Annotated in this window: 20 protein-coding genes and 1 riboswitch; of the genes, 9 read left to right on the top strand and 11 right to left on the bottom strand. The window is 61.8% G+C overall.

Annotated features, from left to right (window positions below):
- Nucleotides 1–5: 5 nt before the first annotated feature.
- Nucleotides 6–881: a pyridoxal kinase PdxY gene (gene pdxY / locus ABID12_RS10500; RefSeq protein WP_354434166.1), complete on the bottom strand. Its 876-nt coding sequence runs from the start codon at nt 879–881 to the stop codon at nt 6–8.
- Nucleotides 882–1,101: 220 nt separating this feature from the next.
- Between pdxY and ABID12_RS10505 the strand changes: the two genes are divergently transcribed.
- Entirely contained in the window at nt 1,102–5,883 is a 4,782-nt protein-coding gene (locus ABID12_RS10505; RefSeq protein ID WP_354434167.1) for an NAD-glutamate dehydrogenase, read from the top strand.
- Between the two features lie 67 nt (nt 5,884–5,950).
- The gene (locus ABID12_RS10510) at nt 5,951–7,342 is read left to right on the top strand and encodes an MFS transporter (protein ID WP_435528208.1); all 1,392 of its coding nucleotides are present in this window, start codon (nt 5,951–5,953) and stop codon (nt 7,340–7,342) included.
- A 22-nt stretch (nt 7,343–7,364) separates the two neighbouring features.
- Here ABID12_RS10510 and purH read toward each other — a convergent pair whose 3' ends face one another.
- The 4 genes from purH to htpX all read right to left on the bottom strand — a co-directional run bounded on the left by purH (nt 7,365) and on the right by htpX (nt 13,285).
- Nucleotides 7,365–8,981 (bottom strand): bifunctional phosphoribosylaminoimidazolecarboxamide formyltransferase/IMP cyclohydrolase, encoded by a 1,617-nt coding sequence (gene purH / locus ABID12_RS10515; RefSeq protein WP_354434168.1) that lies wholly within the window; start codon nt 8,979–8,981, stop codon nt 7,365–7,367.
- A gap of 120 nt (nt 8,982–9,101) precedes the next feature.
- Entirely contained in the window at nt 9,102–10,826 is a 1,725-nt protein-coding gene (locus ABID12_RS10520; protein WP_354434169.1) for a heparinase II/III family protein, read from the bottom strand.
- Nucleotides 10,827–10,961: 135 nt separating this feature from the next.
- Nucleotides 10,962–12,323, bottom strand: coding sequence for an RsmB/NOP family class I SAM-dependent RNA methyltransferase (locus ABID12_RS10525; protein ID WP_354434170.1), 1,362 nt, complete (start codon nt 12,321–12,323; stop codon nt 10,962–10,964).
- A gap of 8 nt (nt 12,324–12,331) precedes the next feature.
- Nucleotides 12,332–13,285, bottom strand: coding sequence for a zinc metalloprotease HtpX (gene htpX / locus ABID12_RS10530; protein WP_106303133.1), 954 nt, complete (start codon nt 13,283–13,285; stop codon nt 12,332–12,334).
- Between the two features lie 217 nt (nt 13,286–13,502).
- On the opposite strand from htpX, the gene ABID12_RS10535 reads away from it, so the two are divergent.
- Genes ABID12_RS10535 through ABID12_RS10545 form a run of 3 tightly spaced genes read left to right on the top strand, consistent with a single transcriptional unit; the run spans nt 13,503 to nt 14,944 of the window.
- The gene (locus ABID12_RS10535) at nt 13,503–13,745 is read left to right on the top strand and encodes a DUF1674 domain-containing protein (RefSeq protein WP_435528219.1); all 243 of its coding nucleotides are present in this window, start codon (nt 13,503–13,505) and stop codon (nt 13,743–13,745) included.
- Between the two features lie 54 nt (nt 13,746–13,799).
- Nucleotides 13,800–14,258 carry a thermonuclease family protein gene (locus ABID12_RS10540; protein WP_354434171.1) on the top strand — a complete coding sequence of 153 codons (459 nt, stop codon included), beginning with the start codon at nt 13,800–13,802 and terminating at the stop codon, nt 14,256–14,258.
- Between the two features lie 50 nt (nt 14,259–14,308).
- Nucleotides 14,309–14,944, top strand: a complete 636-nt coding sequence (locus tag ABID12_RS10545) for a phosphoribosyltransferase family protein (RefSeq protein ID WP_354434172.1) — start codon at nt 14,309–14,311, stop codon at nt 14,942–14,944.
- A gap of 336 nt (nt 14,945–15,280) precedes the next feature.
- Here the strand turns inward: ABID12_RS10545 and ABID12_RS10550 are convergent, their stop codons facing one another.
- From ABID12_RS10550 to ABID12_RS10565, 4 genes are all read right to left on the bottom strand, one after another.
- A complete protein-coding gene (locus ABID12_RS10550) occupies nt 15,281–16,564 on the bottom strand; it encodes a TRAP transporter large permease (RefSeq protein ID WP_354434173.1) in 1,284 nt (427 codons plus the stop codon).
- A 5-nt stretch (nt 16,565–16,569) separates the two neighbouring features.
- Complete coding sequence (locus tag ABID12_RS10555) at nt 16,570–17,097, bottom strand: TRAP transporter small permease (RefSeq protein WP_354434174.1); 528 nt, start codon at nt 17,095–17,097, stop codon at nt 16,570–16,572.
- A 193-nt stretch (nt 17,098–17,290) separates the two neighbouring features.
- Nucleotides 17,291–18,274, bottom strand: coding sequence for a C4-dicarboxylate TRAP transporter substrate-binding protein (locus ABID12_RS10560; protein ID WP_354434175.1), 984 nt, complete (start codon nt 18,272–18,274; stop codon nt 17,291–17,293).
- Nucleotides 18,275–18,287: 13 nt separating this feature from the next.
- Entirely contained in the window at nt 18,288–19,007 is a 720-nt protein-coding gene (locus tag ABID12_RS10565) for a GntR family transcriptional regulator (protein WP_354434176.1), read from the bottom strand.
- 144 nt (nt 19,008–19,151) lie between these two features.
- Between ABID12_RS10565 and uxuA the strand changes: the two genes are divergently transcribed.
- From uxuA to ribH, 4 genes are all read left to right on the top strand, one after another.
- Nucleotides 19,152–20,348 (top strand): mannonate dehydratase, encoded by a 1,197-nt coding sequence (gene uxuA / locus ABID12_RS10570; protein ID WP_354434289.1) that lies wholly within the window; start codon nt 19,152–19,154, stop codon nt 20,346–20,348.
- Between the two features lie 186 nt (nt 20,349–20,534).
- Nucleotides 20,535–20,700: riboswitch (FMN riboswitch) on the top strand.
- A 100-nt stretch (nt 20,701–20,800) separates the two neighbouring features.
- Entirely contained in the window at nt 20,801–21,832 is a 1,032-nt protein-coding gene (gene ribD, locus ABID12_RS10575) for a bifunctional diaminohydroxyphosphoribosylaminopyrimidine deaminase/5-amino-6-(5-phosphoribosylamino)uracil reductase RibD (RefSeq protein ID WP_354434177.1), read from the top strand.
- A complete protein-coding gene (ribB, locus tag ABID12_RS10580) occupies nt 21,829–23,043 on the top strand; it encodes a 3,4-dihydroxy-2-butanone-4-phosphate synthase (RefSeq protein ID WP_354434178.1) in 1,215 nt (404 codons plus the stop codon). The genes ribD and ribB overlap by 4 nt, the downstream gene beginning before the upstream one ends.
- Before the next feature lie 52 nt (nt 23,044–23,095).
- Nucleotides 23,096–23,527, top strand: coding sequence for a 6,7-dimethyl-8-ribityllumazine synthase (gene ribH / locus ABID12_RS10585; RefSeq protein ID WP_354434179.1), 432 nt, complete (start codon nt 23,096–23,098; stop codon nt 23,525–23,527).
- Nucleotides 23,528–23,554: 27 nt separating this feature from the next.
- Here the strand turns inward: ribH and ABID12_RS10590 are convergent, their stop codons facing one another.
- On the bottom strand, nt 23,555–23,848 hold the full coding sequence (locus tag ABID12_RS10590) for a YciI family protein (protein WP_354434180.1): 294 nt from the start codon (nt 23,846–23,848) through the stop codon (nt 23,555–23,557).
- Entirely contained in the window at nt 23,848–24,444 is a 597-nt protein-coding gene (locus ABID12_RS10595; protein WP_354434181.1) for a TetR/AcrR family transcriptional regulator, read from the bottom strand. Before ABID12_RS10595 ends, ABID12_RS10590 begins: the two co-directional genes overlap by 1 nt.
- Nucleotides 24,445–24,448: the final 4 nt, after the last annotated feature.

The raw sequence follows: 24,448 nt of genomic DNA on the forward strand, positions 1-24,448 counted from the left end.
TTTTATCAGCTTCTTTTACGTCGCCGCGCGGGATGCATCAATTGACGCAGGCCAACTTTTGCAAAGGGCGCGCTGAAACTTGCGGTATTGCGTTCCAGTCGCAGCTCGTCGGCGTCTTCGCGCACGGCGCGGGCGAGGATCTCATAGACCGCCGCCGTCGCCCGCTCCAGGGCCTCGGCAGGGGGGATTGCGGCAAGCCGGGCGGCGAGAAACAGCGCAGAAAACAGGTCGCCCAGCCCGTTCGGCGGGTTTTCAAGCCGGGTGTGCTCGGCAAGAACGGCCTGTCGCTGATCGACATAAAGGGCGGCCACGCCATCGCGGATCATCGCCTCAGCAGAGGTGACCACCACCGCAGACGGCCCCAGGGCGAGCGCTGCATCGATTGCGGCGGCGTTGTCGGCAATCTCACGACCCGTCAGCCAGGAAAGTTCGAAGCGGTTTGGCGTGGTGATATCGGCCAGGGGCAGGAGTTGGTCGCGCATGGCGGCAGCGGTTTCCTCCGCCACGTAAAGCCCGTTTTCATCACCGCAAACCGGGTCGCAGAGATAGATCAGATCGGGGTTGTCGGCCTTTAGGGTCCGTACCAGCGTGGCGATGGCTGCAGCCTGTCGCGGATCGGCAAGATAGCCGCTGATGACGGCGTTCACTTCGCCGCGCCAACGGCTTGTCGCAAGGTCGTTCAGCGCTTTGGTGAAGTCGCCGTCATCGAATTTCAGTCGGGTGGACGGGCCATGGCCGGGATGATAGGGCATGACGATGGTGGGGACGGACCATATGTTCAGCCCGAGCGTTTCAAGTGCGAAGACAATCGCCCGGTTGCCAACGGCGCCGCGCATCACGTGGCTGGAAATGGCGATGACTGCGCCGGTTTCTGCTGTCATTTCATGTCCTGGTGCTGTTTTAGGCTTTGCAACCTGCGCGATAAGGAAAGTGGAAAAACTTTGCCATCGGCCACAATTACGCTCTAAATCGTCTGTTGGAGGACGTTGTCAAGCCAGTGTTGTGACGGCAGCGTTATAGAACGGACGGCGCGGAAGACAAAGTGGCAGTAAGAATGCCGCCTCGCGCGCGCCCTCGCGACAAAAACATGCTGGAGGAAACATGGAAAACAAAGCCGACCAGATGCGCAAGAGCCTGATGGAGGCTGCCGAGAAGGCCGCTGTCGCAGCCGATGCGCCTTTTATCAACCCGTTTTCCATGTTCAAGCGGGCCAGTCCCGAAGACCTTGCCCGCTACGATGCGGATATGCTCGCAGCCTCGGCCATCTTCGCCGCGCGCGAGGTTGGCGCGTTCGAAGGCGGTGCGGCGCGGGTGAGCGTCGGCCCTGTTTCCGGCACCGCGCCGCCTGAGATCGCAACGGATGTGATCGCGATTACCGATCGCAACATGCCGTTCATCTATGATTCGGTGATGGCCGAAATCGGCGAATTCACCACCGATATCCTGCTGGCCGTCCATCCGATCCTGATCGCCACGCCCGGCAAGCCCGTCGTTGCGTTTTCCGCGGAAACCGAACATGTGCCGGAAGATCGCATCAGCCATGTGCAGGTGCATGTGGCAGCGCTTTCGCCCGATACCCGCGCCCGGCTCAAATCGCGGCTTGAATATGTGCTGGCCCATGTCCGGCTTGCCGTCAACGACTGGCCGGTCATGCTTGAAAAGCTCGAAACCGCCATGGACGAACTCGAGACCCGGGTGCCGGAAGCCCTGAAGGCAGCGGGCGAGGAGACCCGTCATTTTCTGGAGTGGCTGCGCGACGGTAATTTCACCTTCCTCGGCATGCGTGAACTGATCTACACCCATGAAGACGGTCCGGGCCGGGTCGAGCGTGTGAAGGGATCCAGCATCGGCATTCTTGCCGATCCCGAGATGCGGGTTCTGCGACGCGGGCCGAAGCCGGTGGTCACCACCCCTGAAATTCTCGCCTTCATGGAAGGGCCCGAACTTCTGCTGGTGACCAAGGCCAATACCACGTCGATCGTCCACCGCCGCACCTATATGGATTATATCGGCGTCAAACGGTTCGATGAAAATGGTGAGGTCGTCGGCGAACTGCGCATCGTCGGGCTGTTCACCTTCACAGCCTATACCCAGTCGGCTGCGCGCATTCCGCTTTTGAGGGCAAAGCTTGCCGAAGTGTCGCGTCATTTCGGCTTCGAGCCCAAAAGCCATGCCGGACGCATGCTCCAGAATACGCTGGAATCCTATCCGCGCGACGAACTGTTTCAGGTTCCTGTTCCCCTGCTGACGGATTTTGCCGAGCAGATCATGGATGTTGCCGAACGGCCGCGCATCCGTGTTCTGAGCCGGATCGACGGTTTTGACCGTTTCGTCTCGGTTCTCGTCTATATTCCGCGCAATCTCTATGATTCCCGGTTGCGGGAGAAGGTTGGGAATTATCTCGCCGAGGTCTATCAGGGCCATGTTTCCGCCTATTATCCGTCCTTCCCCGAGGGGCGTTCGGCGCGGGTGCAGATCATCATCGGCCGCCACAGCACGGAAAAAACGCCCGATGTGCCGCAGGCCGAACTGGAAGCGGAAGTCGCCAGGCTGGCTGCCGACTGGGAGGAACACTTCAATGCGCTTGCCGGTCTGGGCGCGCCGGAGCTGAAGGCCAATGAAGCCTATCACGAGACATTTTCGCCGGAAGATGCCTATGGCGACCTGAAGCTGATTTCGTCGGCTGCCGAAAGCGGCCTCCGCATTGCCTTTTACCGTAGTGGCGCGGACGACGACGAATTGCGGCTGAAGATATTCCATGCCGGCGGTCAACTGGCGCTTTCACGGCGCGTGCCGCTTCTGGAAAATCTCGGCTTTACCGTGATTTCCGAACGCACATTCGAACTTGCCCTGCAAAAGGACGATACGGAGCCGGTCGATGTCATCCTGCACGACATGGAGCTTCTGGTCGACGGTTCGGTGGTCTTCGACCTCGAGGCGGACAGTGCGCGCCTTGAAGAGGCGTTCATCGCGGCGTCTGCCGGCACTGTCGACAATGACAGTTTCAACCGGCTGGTGCTGCTGGCCGGTCTCAATGTCGATCAGGCCAATGTGCTGCGCGCCTATGCGCATTATCTGCGCCAGGCCGGCCTCAGCTTCACGGCCGGCTATATTGCCCAGTCGCTCTGCCTCTATCCTGTGATTGCGCGGGCGATCTTCCTGATGTTCCGCACGGCTTTCGATCCCGCGCTTTCCGACGAGGAGCGTGCCGAGGGGCTGAAGAGCGCGCGCGGAACCATCACCGAGGGGCTGCAGGGCGTGCCGAACCTTGATGATGACCGGATCCTGCGGCTGTTCATCAAGCTTGTGGATGCGACGCTGCGCACCAATTATTTCCAGACCGATGAAAACGGCGCGCCGTGCCCGAACCTCGCCTTCAAATTCGCCTCGCGGGCGCTTGCCATCCTGCCCGAACCGCGGCCGTTTCGCGAGATCTTCCTTTATGGGCCCGAGGTGGAGGGCGTGCATCTGCGTTTCGGCAAGGTTGCGCGCGGCGGTCTGCGCTGGTCGGATCGCGGACAGGATTACCGCACGGAAGTGCTCGGTCTGGTCAAGGCGCAGCAGGTCAAGAATGCGGTTATCGTGCCGGTGGGCGCCAAGGGCGGGTTCTATCCGAAGAACCTGCCGGCAGGCGGCAGTCGCGAAGAAATCTTCAACGCCGGCCGCGAAGCCTACAAGAGCTATATCCGCACGTTGCTGTCGATCACCGACAATATCGAGGACGGTGAGGTTATTCCGCCTCAGGACACGGTGTGTTCGGATGACGACGATCCCTATTTCGTGGTTGCCGCCGACAAGGGCACGGCGACCTTTTCCGACACGGCCAATGCACTGGCGCAGGAGGCTGATTTCTGGCTCGATGACGCCTTTGCCTCGGGCGGTTCTGCCGGCTATGACCACAAGAAGATGGGCATTACCGCACGCGGCGCCTGGGAAGCGGTCAAACGGCATTTCCGGGAAATGAACATCGATATCCAGACCACGCCGTTTACCGTTGTCGGCGTCGGCGACATGTCGGGCGATGTGTTTGGCAACGGCATGTTGCTGTCCGAGCAGATCAGGCTGGTGGGTGCCTTCGACCACCGCGATATCTTCATTGACCCGGATCCCGACCCGATAAAGGGGGTTGCAGAGCGCAAGCGGCTGTTCGACCTGCCGCGTTCAAGCTGGCAGGATTACGACCAAAGCCTGTTGTCTCCGGGCGGCATGATCATTTCGCGCAAGGAAAAGGCGGTCAGGCTGACGCCCGAGGCTGCCGCCGCGATTGATCTTGCCGAAGGGGAATATACCCCTTTCGACATTATCGCCGCGATCCTGAAGGCCAGGGCCGATCTGCTCTGGTTCGGCGGCATCGGCACCTATATCAAGGCGCGCACCGAAACCAATGCCGAGGTCGGCGACCGCGCCAATGACCCGATCAGGGTCAATGCCGAGCAACTGCGCGTGCGGGTGATCGGCGAGGGCGCCAATCTCGGCGTTACCCAGAAGGGCCGTATCGCCTTTGGCCTCAAGGGCGGTCGCTGCAATTCCGACGCTATCGACAATTCCGCCGGCGTCAATTGCTCCGACGTCGAGGTCAATATCAAGATCGCGCTGGCCTCGGCGATGCGCGCCGGCCGGCTTACACGGGAAGACCGCGACGTCCTGCTTGCCGAAATGACCGAGGCGGTGGCTGGCATCGTGCTGGAAAACAACTATCTGCAGACGCTGTCGATCTCGCTCAGCAGCGAGGCGGGCCTTCAAAGCATGCTGTCCCTGTCACGGATGATGGAGGTTCTGGAAAAGGATGGTCATCTCGATCGCACCGTCGAAACCCTGCCCGACGACGAGGCGCTGCGTTCGCGCCGGCAGTCCGATCAGGGCCTGACCCGTGCGGAAATCGGCGTGCTGCTTTCCTATGGCAAGATCGTGCTGTTCGATCAGCTGCTTGAAAGCGATCTGCCGGACGATCCCTATATGGAGCCGCTGCTTTACGGCTATTTCCCCGAGCGCATGCGCGATGCCTATGCCGATGATATCGGCGGACATCGCCTGCGGCGCGAGATCATCGCCACGCGGCTGGCAAACGACGTGATCAACCGCGGCGGGCCGGAATTCATCATCAGTGCCTGCGACACCACGGCGGCGACGCCGGCCGAGGTGGTCAAGGCCGCGATCATCGCCCGCGATGGCTTCGGCATGGAAAAACTGTGGCAGTCCGTTCACGCACTCGATGGCCGGATCGATGGCCGGACGCAGAACGCGATCTACACGCAATTGCGTTATCTGTTCCGCATCCTGACTCATCTTCTGATCCGCAACGGCATTGCCGAAGGCGAAATCGCCGATGCGGTCGGGCGGCTGAAACAGGCTCTTGCCACATTCGAGGTCGGCTTCGGCGATCTTCTGCCGGATGCGCGGGCCGAGTGGTTGTCGGAGCAGGAAGCGGGATGGAAGGAAGCGGGCGTTCCCGATGCGCTTGCTGCAAGTCTTGCCCGGCATCTCGGCATGATGTTCGTGCCGGAGGCGCTGCAGATTGCAGGCCGCAGCGGCCAGAGCCTGGAACGGGCAGCCCGGGCCTATTTCAGCGTGACCCGGCTTTTCCATGTTTCCCCGCTGCTGACGATCGCCGCGCGCATGGACCCGAATGATTTTTACGATTCGCTGGCTCTGACCCGCTCCATGGACCAGATTTCGGCAAGCCGTCGGGATCTGGCCGCCAATGCGCTCATCGAATGCGGCGATGCGGAAGATGCGGTCGCAGCCTGGCAGGAGGCGCATTCGGCCCGGGTGCTGCAGATTGCCGAGCAACTCGAGCGACTGGTCCGCTCCGGCGATCCATCCATTGCCAAGACCATGGTCGCCGCCGGGTTGCTGAATGATCTGGCCCGCGACATGAACTGACGCCGCCGACGTTTGACAAAAGTGAAAGAAGCCGCAATCTGCATCCGGTCATCGGGGATGGTTTGAATTGTCGCTTCTTCAGGAAAAAGATGCCGGGCCGGTTTCCGGCGCGCCACCGACAGGCGTGTTGGGCTGGATGCTGTTCGACTGGGCGGCGCAGCCGTTCTTCACGGTCATCGTCACCTTCATTTTCGGCCCGTATTTCGTGTCCGAACTGGGCAGTGATCCCGTGCGAGGCCAGGCTGCCTGGGCCCACGCGGCCACCATTGCCGGGCTTCTGGTCGCAATCGCGGCACCGTTTGCCGGTGCGCTGTCGGATACCGCCGGACGCAACAAGCGTTTCATCGCGGCCATGGCGGTCGTTCAGGCGGCAAGCCTTGCATTGCTTTGGTTTTCCGCGCCGGGAGCCGGCTATTTCTGGCCGGCGGTACTGATCATCGCTGCAACGGTCATGGCCGAGCTTTCCGTCGTTTTCAACGATGCCATGCTGCCGCATCTCGTCCGGCCCGAGCGGATGAACCGCGTTTCGAACGACGCCTGGGGGCTTGGCTATCTGGGCGGCATGGTATTCCTGATTGCGGTGGTGGTGTTCCTGTCCGCCGACCCTGAAAGCGGGCTGACGATCCTCGGAACAGCGCCGCTGTTCGGGCTCGATCCGCTAACGGGCGAAGCGGCAAGGCTGACCGGCCCGCTTGCCGCCTGCTGGTATATTGTTTTCCTGCTGCCCTTCTTCGTCTTTACTCCCGACCGGCCGCCGCTGAAACCGGTCGGCAGGGCGCTCGCGGACGGTTTCGCGGACCTGAAGGCGACCCTTGCGGCGCTGAAAGGGCGGCCTGTCCTGATCCGCTTTCTCATTGCCCGCATGCTTTACATGGACGGCGTCAACGGCATTCTCATTCTCGGCGGGGCGTTTGCCGCGGGCATGTTCGGCTGGTCGACCATGGAAATCGGCATTTTCGGGATTGTTCTGAACGTTGCCGCGATCTTCGGCTGTTTCTTCGCCTCGCGTTTCGGCCGCCAGGCCAATGCGTGCACGGTCGTGCTGATTGCACTTCTGATGCTGGTCACGGCGACGCTCGGCGTGGTTTCGACCACAGGCGATGCAACGGTTTTCGGATTGCTGAGCTTTGCTCCGTCAACTGGAACAGGCCTGTTCGCCGCGGGGGCGGAAAAAGTGTTTCTGGCCTATGGCGTGTTGATCGGCCTGGCCTTCGGGCCGGTTCAGGCGGGCTCGCGCGCCTTTCTGGCGACGCGGATTGCGCGACAGGAAGCGGGCCGGTTCTTCGGCCTGTTCTCGCTGACCGGCCGGATGACCAGCTTTCTGGCGACCGGCGCCTTCGCGATCCTGACCGACTGGACCGGCTCGCCCAATCTCGGCATGGCAAGCCTGCTGGTCTTTCTTGTCGCAGGTCTCGTACTGTTTGTGCCGCTCATGGGAAGCGGCGACAGGCGGCAATGATGACTGCCGCCTGTGAAACACGTTAGTGGCGGAAGGTGCGGGTGCCGGTGAAGACCATGGCCACGCCATTGGCATTGGCCGCGTCGATGACTTCCTGATCGCGGATCGAGCCGCCGGGCTGGATCACCGCCGTGGCCCCTGCGGCGACGGCTGAAAGCAGGCCGTCGGCAAACGGGAAGAAGGCTTCCGAGGCAACGGCGGAGCCGCGCGTCATCGGCTCGGGCCAGCCTGCGGCCTTTGCCGCGTCCTCGGCCTTCAGTGCGGCGATGCGGGCGGAATCGATCCGGCTCATCTGGCCCGCACCGATGCCGGCCGTCTGGCCGTCCTTGACATAGACGATCGCGTTGGACTTGACGTGCTTGGCAATGGCGAAGGCCATTTTCAGGTCTTCCAGTTCACGTTCGCTCGGCGCGCGCTCGGTTACCACCTTGAGCTCGATTTCGTCGATCATGGCGGTGTCACGGCCCTGCACCAGAAACCCGCCGGCAACGGTCTTCATGTTGAAGCCCTTGGCGCGCGGGTCGGGCAGCGCGCCGGTGGTCAGAAGGCGCAGGTTCTTCTTGGCGGCGATGATCGCCTTGGCCTCTTCATCGGCGTCGGGGGCGATGATGACTTCGGTGAAAAGCTTGACGATCTCGCCGGCCGTCTCGCTGTCCAGCGTCTGGTTCAGGGCGACAATGCCGCCGAAAGCTGACTGGTTGTCGCAGGAAAGTGCGCGGTGATAGGCCTCCACCAGCGTATCGGCGCGCGCCACGCCACAGGGGTTGGCATGCTTGATGATCGCGCAAGCCGGCGCGATTTCCGGCGAGAACTCCGCCACCAGTTCGAAGGCGGCGTCGGTGTCGTTGATATTGTTGTAGGAAAGCTGCTTGCCCTGATGCTGGACGGCATTGGCAACGCCCGGGCGCTTGTCGCCGGTAACATAGAAGGCGGCGGACTGGTGCGGGTTTTCGCCGTAGCGCATTTCCTGCCTGAGCGTGCCGCCAAGGGTCCGGTGGCGCGGATTTTCGATCTCGAGTGCTTCGGCAAACCAGCCGGAGATCGCCGCATCATAGGCGGCGGTGCGGGCATAGGCGCGGGCGGCAAGGGTCTCGCGCAGCGCATAGGGGAGGGCGCCGTTGCCGGCATCCAGCGCTTCGGTGATCGCGCCATAATCTTCCGGGTCGGTGGCAACGGCGACATAGGCATGGTTCTTGGCCGCCGCGCGGATCATCGCCGGGCCGCCGATATCGATATTTTCCACCGTCGTCGGATAATCGCCGCCGGCCGCGCGCACTTCTTCGAAGGGGTAGAGATTGATGACGGCAAGGTCGATGCCGTCAATGCCGTGTTCGCGCATTGCGACCTGATGCTCTTCGTCATCGCGAATGGCGAGAAGGCCGCCATGAACCTTGGGGTGCAGCGTCTTCACGCGGCCGTCCATGATCTCCGGAAAGCCGGTTACGGCCGACACATCGGTAACCTGAAGCCCGGCGTCGGCAAGCGCCTTGTGGGTGCCGCCGGTCGAAAGCAGGCGTATGCCGCGGGCGGCAAGCGCGCTGGCAAATTCAACAACGCCGCTCTTGTCGGAGACGGACAGGAGCGCGGTTTTGATTTCGACGAGATCGGGAGCGGGAATTTTTTTCGAGGCGACGGCCATGACGAGGTCCTTCAGACAAGCGCTGTTGCGGCAGGCTGTACACGCAACAGCAAACACATTTTTCTGCAAGGTCGATTGCGGATGGCCCGCTCTAGCACGCCTTCGGCAAATGTGAAACCGTCAGCTCAGGCGGTTCATGCGCCAATGGATATCAGGGTGTTCGCCGACCGTCCAGGCAATCACGATCTGGCGCGAAGCGGTCTGGCCCGCGCTTGCCGCAAAGAACAGGTCGTCCTCGATGGCGGGCGCAAGGCCGGGGGCTGAAAACAGCCAGCTTTCATTGTCGGGCGCCGTCATGAAAATCGTGTCTTCGTCCTCCTGCATGGTCCAGATCGCCGGGTGCAGGTGAAAGCGGGCAATGGCGATATTCCGGTCGTTGTGCGCCGGCATCTGCTCATTCCTGCGACGGAAACCGTCTGTCCCGGTGATCTCCGATCCATCCGGCGACAGGGTGAGTCTTCGCTGGAACATCAGCCCGAAGCGGTTGAGGTAGCCGTCATGCTGCATGATGAGGCAATCGTGACCGTTTTCATCGGTATCGCGGCTTCTCTCGACCCGGGTCAGGCCACCGCAGGCGACGGGGCCGAGGAAACCGGAGCGCGAGAACTGCATGGCCGTACGGTCGTCGATCGTAACGGCCGAATGGGCAGCAGTCATGCGCGCCATGCGGATGATGGCGTCGCTGGCAGCCAGCGGCACGCCGGCATTGACGATGAACCTGTTCTTGCCGGCCGACATCTCGAAAGCGGCAGCGCCCGCATGGGCGGTCTTCGAAAGATGAACCGAAAGCGGCCGTCCGGTATCGGCGATCAGTGTCGTCTTTTCGGCCTGCAGTCGGTCGAACCCGGTATGGGGCAGAGCCCTGAACACCGCGCCGCCGGTTTCGTCATAGCGCAGCAGCGCGGAAAGCGCTGTGCCCGGCACCAGTCCGGTGCCGTTGAAAAGCGCAAGATCGCCGTCGCGATGGCGAAAGAAGTTGAGTGCGGCATAGGCGCGGTCGATGCTCGGGACCAGCCGTTTCGGCAGTATCTGGTCGAGATTGATATAGGTCTGGCGCAGCGGCAACAGGCGCAGCAGGATGCTGACCAGCGCATCGGGGCTGCGGGCGATATGGCCGCCATCGGGCAGGATCTGCCGTTCCAGCTCTTCGTCGAGCCGGCGCGCGGCCTCGCGCTTGCGGTGATCGGAAAGGTCAAGGCTGATCGCGGTCATCGCCAGCACGATTGCCGCCTGCAAGCGGGTTTCGTCGCGCGGCAGGGCCCGGTAGCGGCCCCTGAGAACCCGTTCATGGCGTGCGATCTGGTCGACAAAACGGCGATAGAAACCGGTGTCGGCCCCCTTGAGAACGATTGTGGAGTGCGAAAGCCAGGCGCTCAGCCGCCAGACCGTTGCATCGGTCTGCCACACGGGCCCGCGCACCGCGCGGTGGCGGCGCAGAAAGCTCAGCACCGCGGCGCGGGCAAAGATATTGGCATCCTCGCTGCGCCGGGTTCTGAGATGCCTGAGCCAGGAAAAACTTGCCAGTTCCTGTTCGAAGGCGACGCTTGGCATGTCGAATGAGAAGGCCGGCCGGCCACCAGTTTCGAGCACAGCACCTGCAAGCGAGAAACGGCCTTCCAGCAGGTCTTCCGCCTCCAGCGGATCGGCGATCCTGAGGTCGGTCGGTGCAACGAGAAGACGCGCGGCGCGGCGGCCGGGGGAAAAACGGCACAGCGGCAGCCATGCCGAGAGCACCAGCGCGCGGCCGCGCACAAGCGTTTCCCGGCAGTATAGAGACGCATAACGCCAGATTTCCGAAACCGGAAAGCCCAAAGACGCACCCTGCCTGTTTGTTTCCTCGCGCATTGTCGCTGCGACGGTTCAACTTTCCGGCATAACCGAAGAGGCTGAAGGTCTGCTTAACGCGCAGATATTGTTTTTCTTATATGCGGGAATGCATGATTACGGCGTTTAATTCAAGAACTTGGCGCGAAAATGGTGTCAGAGCTTCCGGATCGCCACTGCATAAAAGCCGTCGAGACCGGTCGCGCCGTCAAGCATGTCGGCAGGCGTGGTGCGGATCGCGCCGTCGGCATTAAGCAGATGACTGATCGGTCCGGTGGTCTCCGGCGGGAACGCCGCGCGTTCGACATCTTCTCTTTCCGCAAGCAGCCGGGCCACATTGGCCTCGCCTTCCAGCGGGTCGAGCGAGCAGTTGGAAAAGATCACGATGCCGCCGGGGCGAACCATGGCGAGTGCACGGTTGAGCATGGCATACTGCACATCGGCCAACTTTTCGATATCGGCGAAATCCTTGGTCCAGAGCACGTCCGGATGGCGGCGGACGGTGCCCGTCGACGAACAGGGCGCATCCACAAGGGCGGCGTCGAAAAGCGTTTCGGGCTGGTATTCCATCATGTCGGCGCAGATCGTCTCCGCCGAAAGCTTCAGGCGTTCGAGGTTCTGCTCAAGGCGTCTGAGCCTGCTTTTCGAACGTTCCAGCGCGGTCACATCTCCACCCTGAAGAATGAGCTGCGCCGTCTTGCCGCCGGGCGCGGCGCAGAGGTCAATGACGCGTTTGCCCGTCAGATCGCCGAAAAGCCGCGCCGGAATTGCGGCGGCGGCGTCCTGCACCCACCATTCGCCGGCGTCAAAGCCCTCCATCCCGGTCACCGCGCCGGATGGTTTGTCGAGGCGGATCGTGCCCGTCGAAAGCACCGTGCCGCCGAGCTTTTCGGCCCAGCCTTCGGCATCGGATTTGACCGAAATGTCGATGCTGGGCGGGGTCAGCTGCGCCCGGCCGATGGCGAAGGCCTTTTCCGCGCCATAGACTTCAACGAGCCGTTCGCGGAACCAGTCGGGGATCGGTGACAGGTTTTCAAGCTCGGCAAGCGTCTTGTCCTTCCGCCGCGAAAGCCGGCGGAGCACAGCATTGACGAGGCCGGCAAACCGTTTGTTGCGCGGGTCCGCACCGGCCTGTTCGACCGCGATATCGACAGCGGAATGATCGGGAATATCGAGATAGAGGATCTGTGCGGCGGCAATCGTCAGCACATGGGCCAGCGCACGCGCGCCCGAGGGCAACGGCCGTTCGAGCAGACGGGCGATGGCGGCATCGAGCATCGGCTTGTGGCGCAGCGAGGTCAGCACCAGCGCGCGGCAGAGCGACTGATCCGCTGCCGAAAGGCTGCGATAGGCACCATTGCCGTGCTCGCTGTCGAGCATGCCGTCAAGCGGCGTCTTGCGGTCGACAACGGCGGCGAGGATTTTCGAGGCGGCGGCGCGTGGGGCATAGCCCGGCTTTTTCTCGGGCGCGGGGCCGGGATTTTGCGAACGGGCTTTTTTTGCACCCGTTCGTTTCATGTCATCATTCAAGACCAGGGACCTTTGAAGGGCGGCGCACCGCCATTGCTGCGGCCGGTATCGGGCACCGAACGCGATCTGCGGGTCGCCTTAGCAGGCCCGGGCGCTGCCGTCGAGGTCGCGCCCATCTGAGCGGCCTGTTGCTGAAGGGCGGCAATGCGGTTTTCCGTATTCGGGTGGGTGGAAAACAGGTTGTCCATGTTCTGGCCCGACAGCGGATTGATGATGAACATGTGCGCCGTGGCCGGGTTGCGCTCGGCCCGTTCATTATGGATGACTTCATTGCCGTGGGCGATCTTGCGCAGTGCGGAGGCGAGCCACAGCGGGTTGCCGCACACCTCGCCGCCGCGCTTGTCGGCCGAATATTCCCGTGTGCGGCTGACGGCCATCTGCACCAGCCCGGCTGCCAGCGGCGCGACGATCATGGCGACCAGCACGCCGACGAAACCGAACGGATTGTTGCGGTTGCCGCCGAAGAAAAAGGCGAAATTGCCGAGCATGGAAATCGCGCCGGCCAGCGTGGCGGTGATGGTCATGGTCAGCGTGTCGCGGTGCTGCACATGGGCAAGCTCATGGGCCATGACGCCCGCCAGTTCCTCGCGCGAGAGCATTTTCAGGATGCCCGTCGAGGCGGCAACGGCGGCGTTTTGCGGACTGCGTCCGGTTGCAAACGCGTTCGGCTGCGGGCTGTCGTAGAGATAGACTTTGGGCATCGGCAGGCCGGCGCGGTGCGCCAGTTCGCGGATGAGGTTGTAATATTCCGGATCGCTTGCAGCATCGACCTCCCGCGCCCCGTACATGCGCAGCACCATCTTGTCCGAATTCCAAAAGGAAAACAGGTTCATGCCCGCGGCGATCATGAGCGCGATCATCATCCCGGCCCTGCCGCCGATCATGAAGCCGATGGCCATGAACAGCGCCGTCATGAAGGCAATCAGCATGGCAGTGCGAACAAGATTCATCTTGATGTCTCCAGAAGCGAATGGGACCTTATACTGGACGCAAAGTCCGACTATATGCTGGACTCGAAATCCGACTATAAGTGGGGCACAGTCGATCATATATCAATATTCCTGCGCCCCGGTTCGCGCAGTATGGCAGAAAGTTTTTGAAATGAGCGAGAAAGACAGGACGGACAAGACCGCCGATAACGAAAGCCGGGATAGCCAGGCAGACGGCATGCCTTCGGCAGAACAGCTTGCTGCCTTGACCTCAGGTTCCGAACTGCCGGCAACAGATCCGGAGGAAGAGCGGCGCGCAAATCTGCCGGAGGCTGCCAAGCGCGCCCTTGCCGAGGCCGAAGAGCGCCGCAAGGCTGCCGCGGCCGCCGAACGTCCGGCAAACGAAATTGGCGGGCGCGGCGGACTGGACCCGGCCCGCTATGGCGACTGGGAAATCAAGGGCCGTGCCATCGATTTCTGATGTAGGTTATAATTCCTATTGTAATCCTCAATTTTGAGGAATAAATTCCTTTTCATGATTCGCTTTGTCTTGAAACCGTTGTCGGCGGCCCTGTTTGCCTGCCTGCTCTCGCTGCCTGCCGCCCGCGCTGCGGATGTTTACGCGGGGCCGGTGCGTGCGGACGTTGTGCGCGTGATCGATGGTGACACGATCGTCGTTGCGGCGCGGCCGTGGCCGGGGCAGATCGTCGAGACCTCGGTGAGGATACGCGGTGTCGATACGCCGGAGCTCAGGTCGTCCTGCGATGCAGAGCGGCAGGCGGCATCGATTGCCCGGGATTATGTCGTTTCACTCCTCCATGAAGGCGATACCGTGCAACTCAGGCAGATCGCCGGCGACAAGTATTTCGGTCGCGTGGTGGCCGATGTCGCGCTGCCCGATGCCCGTGATCTCAGCCATCTTCTGCTGGCGGGCGGTTTTGCGGTGTCCTATGATGGCGGGCGCAAGCAACCTTTCGTCTGCCCCGCGTCTTAAAGGGCCGGCGGGCGTGAACAGGGGCTTGCGCATATTCGCAGGAGCTCCCCATGTCTGATCCTTTCCAGCCCGTTGTCACCAGTCAGCGCCACACCGTTTCGGTGGATGGTTTTCCGGTCGAATTGCCGCTCATTGCCATAAAGCCCGATCTTGCGATTTCGCTGATGATGGTGATCGATCTCGGGGTCCGTTTCGGGGCGCATTGCGGGCGGAAGCTTGCCGACGCGCTGGCGCCGCTGAAGCCGGATATCGTGGTTGGCGCGGCCACGCTTGGCATTCCGGTTGCAATCGAGGTGACGCGGGCGCTGGGCCTCGACCGCTACGTGATCCTGCAGAAGTCGCCCAAGGTGCATCTGGGATCGGCGCTCGAACAGAAAATCACCTCGATCACGTCAAAAGGCGCGCAGCGGCTGCTTCTGGATGCGCGCGCGGTGCCGCTGCTCAAGGGGCGGCGGGTTGTCGTCGTCGACGATGTCGTGGCCTCGGGCTCAAGCCTCAAGGGTTCGGCGGAACTGGTGCGCCAGGCCGGCGGCGAGGTTGTCGGCCTTGGCGTGATCCTGACGGAAGCGCGGGAATGGGAGGGCGTGCTGGGGGATGATGCGGCTCTTGTCCACGCACTTGCCCATATTCCCCAGTTCCGGCCTGCCGATGACGGGACCTGGGTTGTCCGTCCGGAGACGGTGTAGGGCCGGGACAAAAAAGGCCGCACCATATGCGGTGCGGCCAGAGGTGTTCCTCAAAAGGCGGGTTTGCTAGAGCGTTTCAGACTGAAATGGAAACAGTTCTGTTTGCCGAAACCGGTCATTCCACGCGAAGAAGCCCGCGCGGCATAGCCATAGCTATGTCGAAGGGCTTCGACAAAGTGGATGGCCGGTTTCGGCAAACCCGAAGGGCGGCATGAATTTGCGCCATTACCGGCGGTCTTCGGCTTGGACATAGCTTCGGCTATGCCCTGCGCCAAAGCCCTTGGTTCTGGCGCAAATTCCTTGCCGCAGAACGCTTCCATTTCAGTCTGAAACGCTCTAGCCGCCATACATGAGGTTCGGGAGGAACAGGACGATACCGGGTACGAACAGCAGCAGGGCGACAAGCGCGAGGATGGCGGCGATGAAGGGCATTGCCTCCTTCACATATTCCTCCACCGGCGTATCGAGCAGGCTGCAGACCGTGAACATGGCGACCCCGACGGGTGGCGTCATCGAGCCGAAGGTAACGATGGTCATCATCAGAATGCCGAAGTGAACCGGGTCGACGCCCGCCTTGACCACAACCGGCACCAGGATCGGCGTCAGCAACAGCACCAGGATCGTGCTTTCGAAAAACAGCCCGGCGATGAACAGGCCGATCAGGATCACGGCAACGATCAGAACCGGATTGGCCAGGCTTTCCAGCATGAACCCGGCAACGTGCTGCGGCACCTGCAGGAAGATGATGGCAAACCCGATCATGCCCGACATCAGGATGATCAGCATGATCAGGCCGATATCGGAAAGCGCATGGCCGAAGGCGCGCTTGATCGCCTCGAACGTCATGTCGCCATGGGCAAACCGCCCCACCAGAATGGCATAGACAACGGCAAAGGCGCCGACTTCCGAGGGCGTGAACAGGCCACCGCGGATGGAGCCGATCAGCAGGACGGGGAAGAGCAGCGCCCATTTTGCGCCCCATGCCGCCGAACCGAGTTCACCGCCCGTGGGCTTTTTCATTTCCTTCATGACGTAACCGCGTTTGCGGGCGATCAGCCATGCGGCGACCATCAGGAAGGCCATCATCAGGATGCCGGGAACGATGCCCGCCATGAACAGCCGGCCAATCGAAACCTGACCGACATAACCGTATAGAATGAGCCCGATCGACGGCGGAATGGTCGATGTGATCAGCGACGACAGGGCGATGACGGCGGCCGAATAGCCCTTGGAATAGCCATTCGAAATCATCTGCGGGCCCAGCACACGGGCTTCCATCGCCGCGTCGGCCACGGCCGAGCCCGAAACGCCGCCCATCAGGGTCGACAGAATGATGGAGACCTGGGCGAGACCGCCGGCCATCCAGCCGACAGCCACCTTGGAAAAGCGGAACAGCCGGTCGGTGATGCCGCTTTCGTTCATCAGATGTCCGGCCAGAACGAAGAAGGGAACGGCCAGAAGCGGAAAGCTCTGCGAGACCGTTGCGATCTTCTGAACGCCGATCGACACCGGCATGACATCGGAGGTCAGGAAAAAGGTGAACCCGGAGATGCCGATCGCAAAGGCAATCGGTGCACCGACCAGCATCAGCGCGAAAAATACGATACCGATAAGGGCCATGATGTTTACTCCGTCGCGCTGGTTTCGATGACCGGCTCATCCTCGGTCGCCTTGCGGGCAAAGATGAAGAACTGCTCCTGCTTTGCGTGGCGCCAGGCCTGAACGAGATTGCCGAGGATGGAGACCGACAGCATGACGCAGCCGGCCGGAACCGCGATGGTGACCCAGGCATAGGACAAGCCGGAATCGCCGAACTGACGCTCCTTGTTGAGCATGGTCAGATCGTAACCCTCGACCGCCAGAAGCATCAGGAACCCGATGAAAATGCCAGCCAGCACCGTTTCCAGCCACAGCCGGTAGCGGAAGGGCAGCGGGCGCACCAGGTAGTCGACGCCCAGATGGCCACGTTCGCGCAGGGCGCGGGCGGCGCCGATGAAACAGAGCCAGATGAACAGAAGCTGCGCCAGGTCGACCGACCAGATCAGCGGGTGGCCGAAAAACCGCATGGTGGCGGCGATAAACACAAGCATGGTGATGACGGCGAGCAGGGTTGCGCCTGCCACGTATTCGATCTTAGCGAGGAAACCGGGCATGGTGCCCCCTCCGGATATGTTTGACGAGCATTGCGCCAGGAGCGGGTCGGTAAATGTTCGTCAACGCTGTTTTTGTTCTGCTTCCGGCGCCCGATGTCTCCGAAAACGTCGGAAATCTGTTTGCTTTCGACGGGCCGTGCCATCGCTGACAGCACGGCCCGTCTGATTGGATGCGATATTGCAGCCGCGATCCTTATTCGGCTGCAATCGCCTGAAGCTGGTCGCGCAGGTCGCCGTAACCAAGGTCGTCGTAAACAACGGCGGTTGCTTCGCGGAACGGTGTCACGTCGATTTCGTTGACGGTGACGCCGCTTTCGACCAGCTGTGCCTCGAGGCTTTCAAGCGCGTCCTGCGTGCCATAGGAGGCGATGTCGCCAGCCTTCAGCGCTTCTTCATGCAGAACGGTCTGCAGGTCTTCGGGAAGCGAATCGACCCATGCCGCCGAGGTGATCAGGCCGGTGATCAGGTTGATGTGGCCGGTCTTGGTGACATAGGTGATGACCTCGTCGAGCTTGGCGCCGACAACGGCGGGAAGCTGGGCTTCGGCGCCATCGATGACCTTGGAGGACAGGCCGGAATAGACCTCGCCCCAGGGCAGCGGCGTCGGGGTTGCGCCCATGGCCTCGATCGTGCCGGTCCATACCGGTGCGCCCGGCGTGCGCATGCGGATGCCCGAAAGGTCTTCCGGACCGGTGATTTCCACATTGGTCAGAAGGTGGCGTTCACCCTGCCACCAGTTGAAGCTCAGCACATCAAGGCCGGCATCGTCATGCAGCTTTTCGGCCCACTCGTCGAAGAGGTCGGACGTGACAACCTTGCGGATACCCTCATAGCCGTTGGCGAGATAGGGCGCACCGAGCACACCGAACTCATCCACGAAAACGGCAAGGCGTCCGCCATCGACGACAACGGCAACGGGAGCGCCGGCGCGAGCCTGCTCGAGCACGTCCTCATCGGGGCCGAGCTGGGAATTCGGAAACAGCCGCACCTCGAGCGCGCCGTCGGAGGCTTCGGCGACATTGTCGCGGAACGCTTCGAGGCCCTTGTAGAGCGGGTCATTGGTGGCCAGCGCCGTATTGACGTTCAGCGTATAGTCGGCGGCCAGCGCAGAACCGGCGAGAAGGCTGGCGGCAAGGCCGGCCAGTGCAATGCTGCCCAGTTTGGTGAAATGTGTCATGTCGTCCTCCCTATCAGACGTTGGAGTTCGGGGCGGCCTGACGCCCCGGAGCTTCGAAAAATTCAGGCTTTTCCTCAAAGATGGCGGGAAGATCGCTCAGGATCTCCTGCAAATGTCCGCGAACGGCACGTTCGGCGGCCTGTGGATCGCCGGCGCCGATGGCGTCGACAATGGCTTTGTGCTGGGCGGTCAGCTTGACCATCGGAAAGCGCAGAAGGCTGAGATAACGCACCCGGTCCATCTGTACCTTCAGGCCCTCTATGAGCGCCCAGGCCCTTGCCTTGCCGGCGGCATCGGCAAGGGTCTTGTGAAACAGTTCGTCGAGCTGGATGAACCGGCTGGCATCCCGGGTTGCCGCTTCGCTCTGTTCCTTAAGCTGCCGCCGCAATTCATCCACCAGTCCGGCATCGGGATCGGCGGCGAGAAGCTTGACGATATCCGCCTCGATTGCCTCACGGACAAAACGGGCATCCATGACGGCGGCCTGCGAAATACGGCGCACGAAAGTGCCGCGTTGCGGACGGACCTCAAGCAGCCCTTCTTCGGAAAGCTTGATGAAGGCCTCGCGCACGGGCTGGCGGCTGACGGCGAACCGTGCTGCCAGTTCCGATTCCGAAAGCCGGGAGCCTGGCGGCAGTTCATTGTGGATGATCAGGTCGCGCAGAATGCCGTGCAGCTGCGATCCGACCGGTGCGCCCGGTGCGATGCTGGTGGCTATTGTCTCTGGCAACATGTCTGAACCTCCCGATAAATTTCAGTCTGCACCATACTTCCATACTAGTCAACAATCTAATTTGGTGCTAGTGATTTCGTATGACAGGGCGAACCTTCTCGCTTAGGTTTGGCCGCAATAACGCATATGCTCAGGGAGAGAATGATGAGGCAGACTTGGCGCTGGTTCGGTCCTTTGGACCGGGTATCCGTCGATGACATGCTGCAGGCGGGCGTGGAGGGTGTGGTGACCGCACTTCACCACGTGGCCACAGGCGCGGTCTGGACGCCGGAAGAGATCGCCAAACGGCAGCAGGAGCTGGCGGTCATGGCCGACGGCACCCCTTCGGGTCTCAAATGGGAAGTGGTCGAAAGCCTGCCTGTTTCGGAAGATATCAAGAAGCAGAAGGGCGACTGGCGCGCGCATCTCGAAAACTACAAGGTCAGCCTCGCAAATCTCAGCCGCGCCGGCATCGAGACGATCTGCTACAATTTCATGCCGGTGCTCGACTGGACCCGGACCGACCTCGCCTGGCGCCTGCCGTCGGGTGCAACCTGCATGCGCTTCGACTATGCCGATTTTGCCGCTTTCGATATTCATGTTCTTAAGCGCAAGGGCGCGGCCGAGGATTTTCCCGAAGCAATCCGCGATGAGGCGGCGCGCCGTTTTGCCGATATGGACGATGCGCGCAAGCAGTTGCTTGCCAGAAACATTGTTTTCGGCCTGCCCGGGGCTGCCGAAAGCTTCACGCTGGAAGATGTGCGCCACCATCTTGGCGAATATGCCGCGATGTCGCCGGACGGGCTGCGCGCCAATTTCACCGCCTTTCTCGAGGAGGTTGCGCCCGTTGCCGAAAAGCTCGGTCTCAGGCTTTGCTGCCATCCCGATGATCCACCCTTCGGCCTTCTCGGCCTGCCGCGCGTGATGTCGACGGAAGCCGACTACAAGATGATGATGGACGCAGTCGACACGCCCGCAAACGGGATTACGCTCTGCTCCGGTTCACTCGGCGCGCGCCCGGACAACGACCTGCCGGGCATGATGGAGCGGCTTGGCGATCGCGTGCATTTCCTGCATCTGCGCAATGTTCACCGCGAGACCGGCGACATCAAGGGATCGTTCTACGAGTCGGAACATCTCGGCGGCGATACCGATATGGTCGCGCTTGTTGCTGCAGCGCTTGCAGAGGAAAAGCGGCGTCGCGAAGCGGGCCGGGTCGACTGGAATATTCCCTTCCGCCCGGATCACGGTCTCGACATTCTCGATGACCAGAACCGTAAGGCTCAGCCGGGTTACCCGGCGATCGGCCGCCTGAAGGGGCTTGCCGAATTGCGCGGCATCGTTGCGGCGCTCAGCCGCTGAGGACGTGCCGCTCCGGCAAGGTGAAGGCCGGCGTCAGCAGGCTTTCGCGCTGCCGGGGCGAACAGCTGCGTTGTGTGACCGCATTGGCGGGCCGGGTTTCGGGCGTGACGGGCTGTTCACAAATTCACGCTTGTCAAATTTAAATCGCGTGTCTAAGTTTATTGCGTCGGCCGGAAGTCCGGTCGGCGACGTTCTCAGGGCGGGGTGCAATTCCCCACCGGCGGTAATTGCTCTTTTCGAGCATCAGCCCGCGAGCGCTTCGATTTAAGGGAAAACTCCTGATAATCGAAGGTCAGCAGATCCGGTGTGATTCCGGAGCCGACGGTTAAAGTCCGGATGGAAGAGAACAGCGTGTGCCAAGGTGCGCATTGTATCCCATATTGTGGGCGCAATGCGTGTTTTCCCCGCTTTTTGCCCTGCATGGCGTCTTTGTCGAATGATGAGGCGAAAGCATGGGCATATACCCCGCCGCAGAAAATCTGAATGCCGCCGTCGTGACGGCCGCGCTCGCCCGCGCCATTGAGGGTGCCGTGCGGTTTGCCGGCGCAACATCGCCCAATCCGCCCGTTGGCTGCGTGCTGCTTGATGCCGCCGGCGTGGTGCTTGCCGAAGGGTTTCACCGCAAGGCCGGAGCCCCGCATGCGGAGGCCGCGGCCATTGCCGAAGCGCGCGCGGCGGGACTTGTCAGCCGGGTTCACACCGTTGTCGTCACGCTTGAGCCCTGCAATCATCACGGCCGCACGCCGCCCTGTGCCGATGCCATCCTGGCAACGCCGGCCCGGCGCGTGGTCATCGGCGCCCCCGATCCCAATCCGGGTGTGACGGGCGGCGGTGCGGCCCGGCTTGCCGCCGCCGGGCTTTTGGTCACCTTTGCCGGTGCGATGGCCGATGAGCGGGCCCGGCAGCTGGCGCTTCTGTCATCCCGGTTGATCGCGCCCTTTGCAAAGCAGACGGTCACCGGGCTGCCCTGGGTCACGGTCAAGCAGGCGGTCGATGCCGATGGCAATATGGTGCCGCCTGCCGGTGCCAAAACCTTTACCTCGCCCGCATCCCTGACGCTTGCCCATCGCCTGCGCCGCCGCGCCGATGCGATCCTGACGGGGTCCGGCACGATCCTCGCCGATCATCCCGAACTGACCGTTCGGCGGGTTCCCGATTTTGCCGGCAAGCAGCGTGTGCTGGCGATCCTCGACCGGCGGGGAAGGGTTCCGGCGGATTATATCGCGGCGGCTGAAGCGCGCGGCTTTTCCGTCGTCATATCCGAAAACCTGACGGACAGTCTGCAAATGCTCGGCGAACGTGGCGTACTGGAAGTGCTGGTCGAAGCCGGCCCCTCGCTGACCTCCTCGGTGCTGGAAAACGGGCTGTGGGACGAGCATGTCCATATCCGCAAAGGCGACCCCGACCGGGTTCGCATCTTCCGCCGCGCCAACGAATTTGACGACCTGAACGAGGCGATCTTTCCGCCCGGAGAACAAGAATGACCAAGATGGAACGCAATCTGACCGCCTCTGCGGTGGAAAAGGCCCTTGCTGCACTGAAAGCCGGCGGCATGGTGCTGCTGGTCGATGACGAAACCCGCGAGAATGAGGGCGATGTCGTTGTCGCTGCCGATTTCGCCACGCCGGCGGCCGTGAATTTCATGGCGAAACATGCACGCGGGTTGATCTGCCTGACGCTGACGGGCGAACAGGTCGACCGGCTGGGCCTCAAGCCAATGGTGCAAAACAACCGCGCGCGCCACGAAACGGCGTTCACCGTTTCCATCGAGGCGGCGGAAGGCATTTCCACCGGCATTTCGGCGGCCGAGCGCGCCCGCACCATCGCCGCGGCTGCCAACCCTCAGGCCGTGCCGTCCGATATCGTTTCGCCCGGCCATATGTTTCCGCTGCGCGCGGCCGATGGCGGCGTTCTGGTGCGTGACGGCCATACCGAAGGGGCGGTCGATCTGGCGCGCCTTGCCGGGCTCAATCCGGCTGCCGTCATCTGCGAGGTGATGCGCGACGATGGCGAGATGGCGCGCCGGCCCGATCTGGAAACCTTTGCGAAAACCCACGACATGCCGCTCCTGACTATCCGGGAGCTTGCCGAATACCGCATGCGGACCGAAATTCTCGTCGAGGAAGTTGCCCGGGCAGAACTGCCCACGGCCGTCGCAGGCTTCAAGGCGCATGCGTTCAGGAGCCTGATCGACGGAACCGAACATCTGGCGCTGGTGAAAGGGCCGCTCGGCAATGCGCCGCTTGTGCGTGTGCATTCCGAATGCCTGACCGGCGATGTTTTCGGCTCGCTTCGCTGTGACTGCGGCGAGCAATTGCATCAGGCCATGGCGATGATCGGCGAAGAGGGCGGCGTGATCGTCTATCTCAAGGGCCATGAAGGGCGCGGTATCGGCCTTGCCAACAAGATCCGCGCTTACGGCCTGCAGGAAGAAAAGGGGCTCGACACCCATGCGGCCAATCTGGCGCTTGGCCTGCCGGCCGATGCCCGCGATTATCACGCTGCCGTCCATATTCTGAAAAGCCTGGGCATCTCGCGCCTGCGGCTGCTGTCCAACAATCCGGAAAAGCCCGAGGCCCTGGAGCGGGCGGGCCTGTCGATCGAGAAACGGGTGCCGCTGATCACGGCAACAAACCCCTTCAACGAAACCTATCTGGCGGCAAAGCGCACAAAATTCGGCCATATCCTGCCGTAAGCGCCGCGCGCCAGCATCACTCCCGACTTTTGATTCTGAAAGGAAATTCTCTGTGTCTCACCGTATCGCGATCGTCATTTCCCGCTTCAACGAAAAGGTCACGAGCGGCCTTCTCAAAGGCGCGCAAGCCGAGCTGTCGGAACGCGGCGCACCGGTTGCCGATGCCGATATCTTCGAGGTTCCGGGGGCTTTCGAGACGCCGCTGGTGGCGAAAAAACTGGCGCTGAGCGGCAAGTTTGACGGCGTTGTCTGCCTCGGCGCGGTGATCAAGGGGGAAACGGCGCATTTCGAATATATTTCGGAAGCTGCCGCCCACGGGCTGATGCAGGTCTCGCTCGAAACCGGCGTGCCTGCCTCTTTCGGCATTCTGACTACTTATACGGCCGAGCAGGCCTTTGCCCGATGTGCGGACGACAGCCATAACAAGGGCCGCGAAGCGGCTGCTGCCTGTGTTGAAGCGCTGGCGGCGCTGGCTAAGATATGAGCGGTATAAATACCGCTCGATCTGCCTCTAAGCCGCTGGTTTGAGAAAGCTGAGCGCGTCTGATGTTCGTTTTGCATCGATCTCGAAGGTCTCGGCAGTGACAATGCCGTGGACCACGAACGGGTCCTCTGCAATGCGGGCATCATGCGCCTGCCGGCTTTCGCCGTGGGCGAGCACGGCGCCGCCACCTTGTTCGGCAAGTGAGCCGACACAGATGAAGGCATTTTCTGCAAAACCTTTGGCGATCCAGGCATTGTGATCGGCCATGAACTGAGGCGCTTCGGATCGGTTGTCGGAAAATTTCAGTAGGGTGACGAACATCACAGGCTCCGTGGCAAGAGAGAAGGAATTGTTTCCGGCAGGGCCGCGAGCCAGTCGTCCATTCCGGCGACTTCCTTGCGGATATAGGTTTCATCACGAAAGGCGCTTGCCATCACAGCAACGCCTTGTGACCATGTGAGCACCTGAAGCGCCAGGTCATCGCTGCGGTCGCCCGCTCCAAGATCTGAAAACGCGCGGGCAAGCCAATTGCGAAACAACATGAAGATTTCGGTGGCGCGGCTCATGAGATGGTGGTCGAGCTTGGCAAGTTCCGAACAGAGCGTTCCCACTGGGCATCCATGGAGCATGATCTTTGCCCGGTTGCTGATGAGGATGTGGATAAAAGCGCGGATACGCCGTCGCGGCTCGCCGTCTTCCGCCTCCCAGCGTTCAAGCATCGCACGGGTCGTCTCCAGCCGCCTTGAGATAACGGCGTCCAGAATGTCATCTTTGGATTTGAAATGGTGATAGAAATTGCCGCGCGAGATGCCGACGGCTGACGCGATGTCGGCAAACGATGTTGCTTCGAACCCGCCCTCGTAGAACAGCGCCTCGGCCTTTTCGACAATCAGATTGCGCGTTGTTGGGTTTGCCATTTTG

It is taken from the genome of Martelella mangrovi (genome assembly GCF_040545495.1).
In the GTDB taxonomy this organism is placed as follows: domain Bacteria; phylum Pseudomonadota; class Alphaproteobacteria; order Rhizobiales; family Rhizobiaceae; genus Martelella; species Martelella mangrovi.

Excerpts from the sequence above, each read along its gene's own strand:
- ABID12_RS10565 (WP_354434176.1), bottom strand. The coding sequence starts at position 19,007 with ATGTTGCCAGAGACAATAGCCACCAGCATCGCACCGGGCGCACCGGTC.
- purH (WP_354434168.1), bottom strand. The coding sequence starts at position 8,981 with ATGGCCGTCGCCTCGAAAAAAATTCCCGCTCCCGATCTCGTCGAAATC.
- pdxY (WP_354434166.1), bottom strand. The coding sequence starts at position 881 with ATGACAGCAGAAACCGGCGCAGTCATCGCCATTTCCAGCCACGTGATG.
- ABID12_RS10505 (WP_354434167.1), top strand. The coding sequence starts at position 1,102 with ATGGAAAACAAAGCCGACCAGATGCGCAAGAGCCTGATGGAGGCTGCC.
- uxuA (WP_354434289.1), top strand. The coding sequence starts at position 19,152 with ATGAGGCAGACTTGGCGCTGGTTCGGTCCTTTGGACCGGGTATCCGTC.
- ABID12_RS10545 (WP_354434172.1), top strand. The coding sequence starts at position 14,309 with ATGTCTGATCCTTTCCAGCCCGTTGTCACCAGTCAGCGCCACACCGTT.
- ABID12_RS10540 (WP_354434171.1), top strand. The coding sequence starts at position 13,800 with ATGATTCGCTTTGTCTTGAAACCGTTGTCGGCGGCCCTGTTTGCCTGC.
- ABID12_RS10550 (WP_354434173.1), bottom strand. The coding sequence starts at position 16,564 with ATGGCCCTTATCGGTATCGTATTTTTCGCGCTGATGCTGGTCGGTGCA.
- ABID12_RS10595 (WP_354434181.1), bottom strand. The coding sequence starts at position 24,444 with ATGGCAAACCCAACAACGCGCAATCTGATTGTCGAAAAGGCCGAGGCG.
- ABID12_RS10535 (WP_435528219.1), top strand. The coding sequence starts at position 13,503 with ATGCCTTCGGCAGAACAGCTTGCTGCCTTGACCTCAGGTTCCGAACTG.
- ribB (WP_354434178.1), top strand. The coding sequence starts at position 21,829 with ATGACCAAGATGGAACGCAATCTGACCGCCTCTGCGGTGGAAAAGGCC.
- ribD (WP_354434177.1), top strand. The coding sequence starts at position 20,801 with ATGGGCATATACCCCGCCGCAGAAAATCTGAATGCCGCCGTCGTGACG.
- ABID12_RS10525 (WP_354434170.1), bottom strand. The coding sequence starts at position 12,323 with ATGAAACGAACGGGTGCAAAAAAAGCCCGTTCGCAAAATCCCGGCCCC.
- ABID12_RS10590 (WP_354434180.1), bottom strand. The coding sequence starts at position 23,848 with ATGTTCGTCACCCTACTGAAATTTTCCGACAACCGATCCGAAGCGCCT.
- ABID12_RS10520 (WP_354434169.1), bottom strand. The coding sequence starts at position 10,826 with ATGCGCGAGGAAACAAACAGGCAGGGTGCGTCTTTGGGCTTTCCGGTT.
- ABID12_RS10555 (WP_354434174.1), bottom strand. The coding sequence starts at position 17,097 with ATGCCCGGTTTCCTCGCTAAGATCGAATACGTGGCAGGCGCAACCCTG.
- ABID12_RS10560 (WP_354434175.1), bottom strand. The coding sequence starts at position 18,274 with ATGACACATTTCACCAAACTGGGCAGCATTGCACTGGCCGGCCTTGCC.
- htpX (WP_106303133.1), bottom strand. The coding sequence starts at position 13,285 with ATGAATCTTGTTCGCACTGCCATGCTGATTGCCTTCATGACGGCGCTG.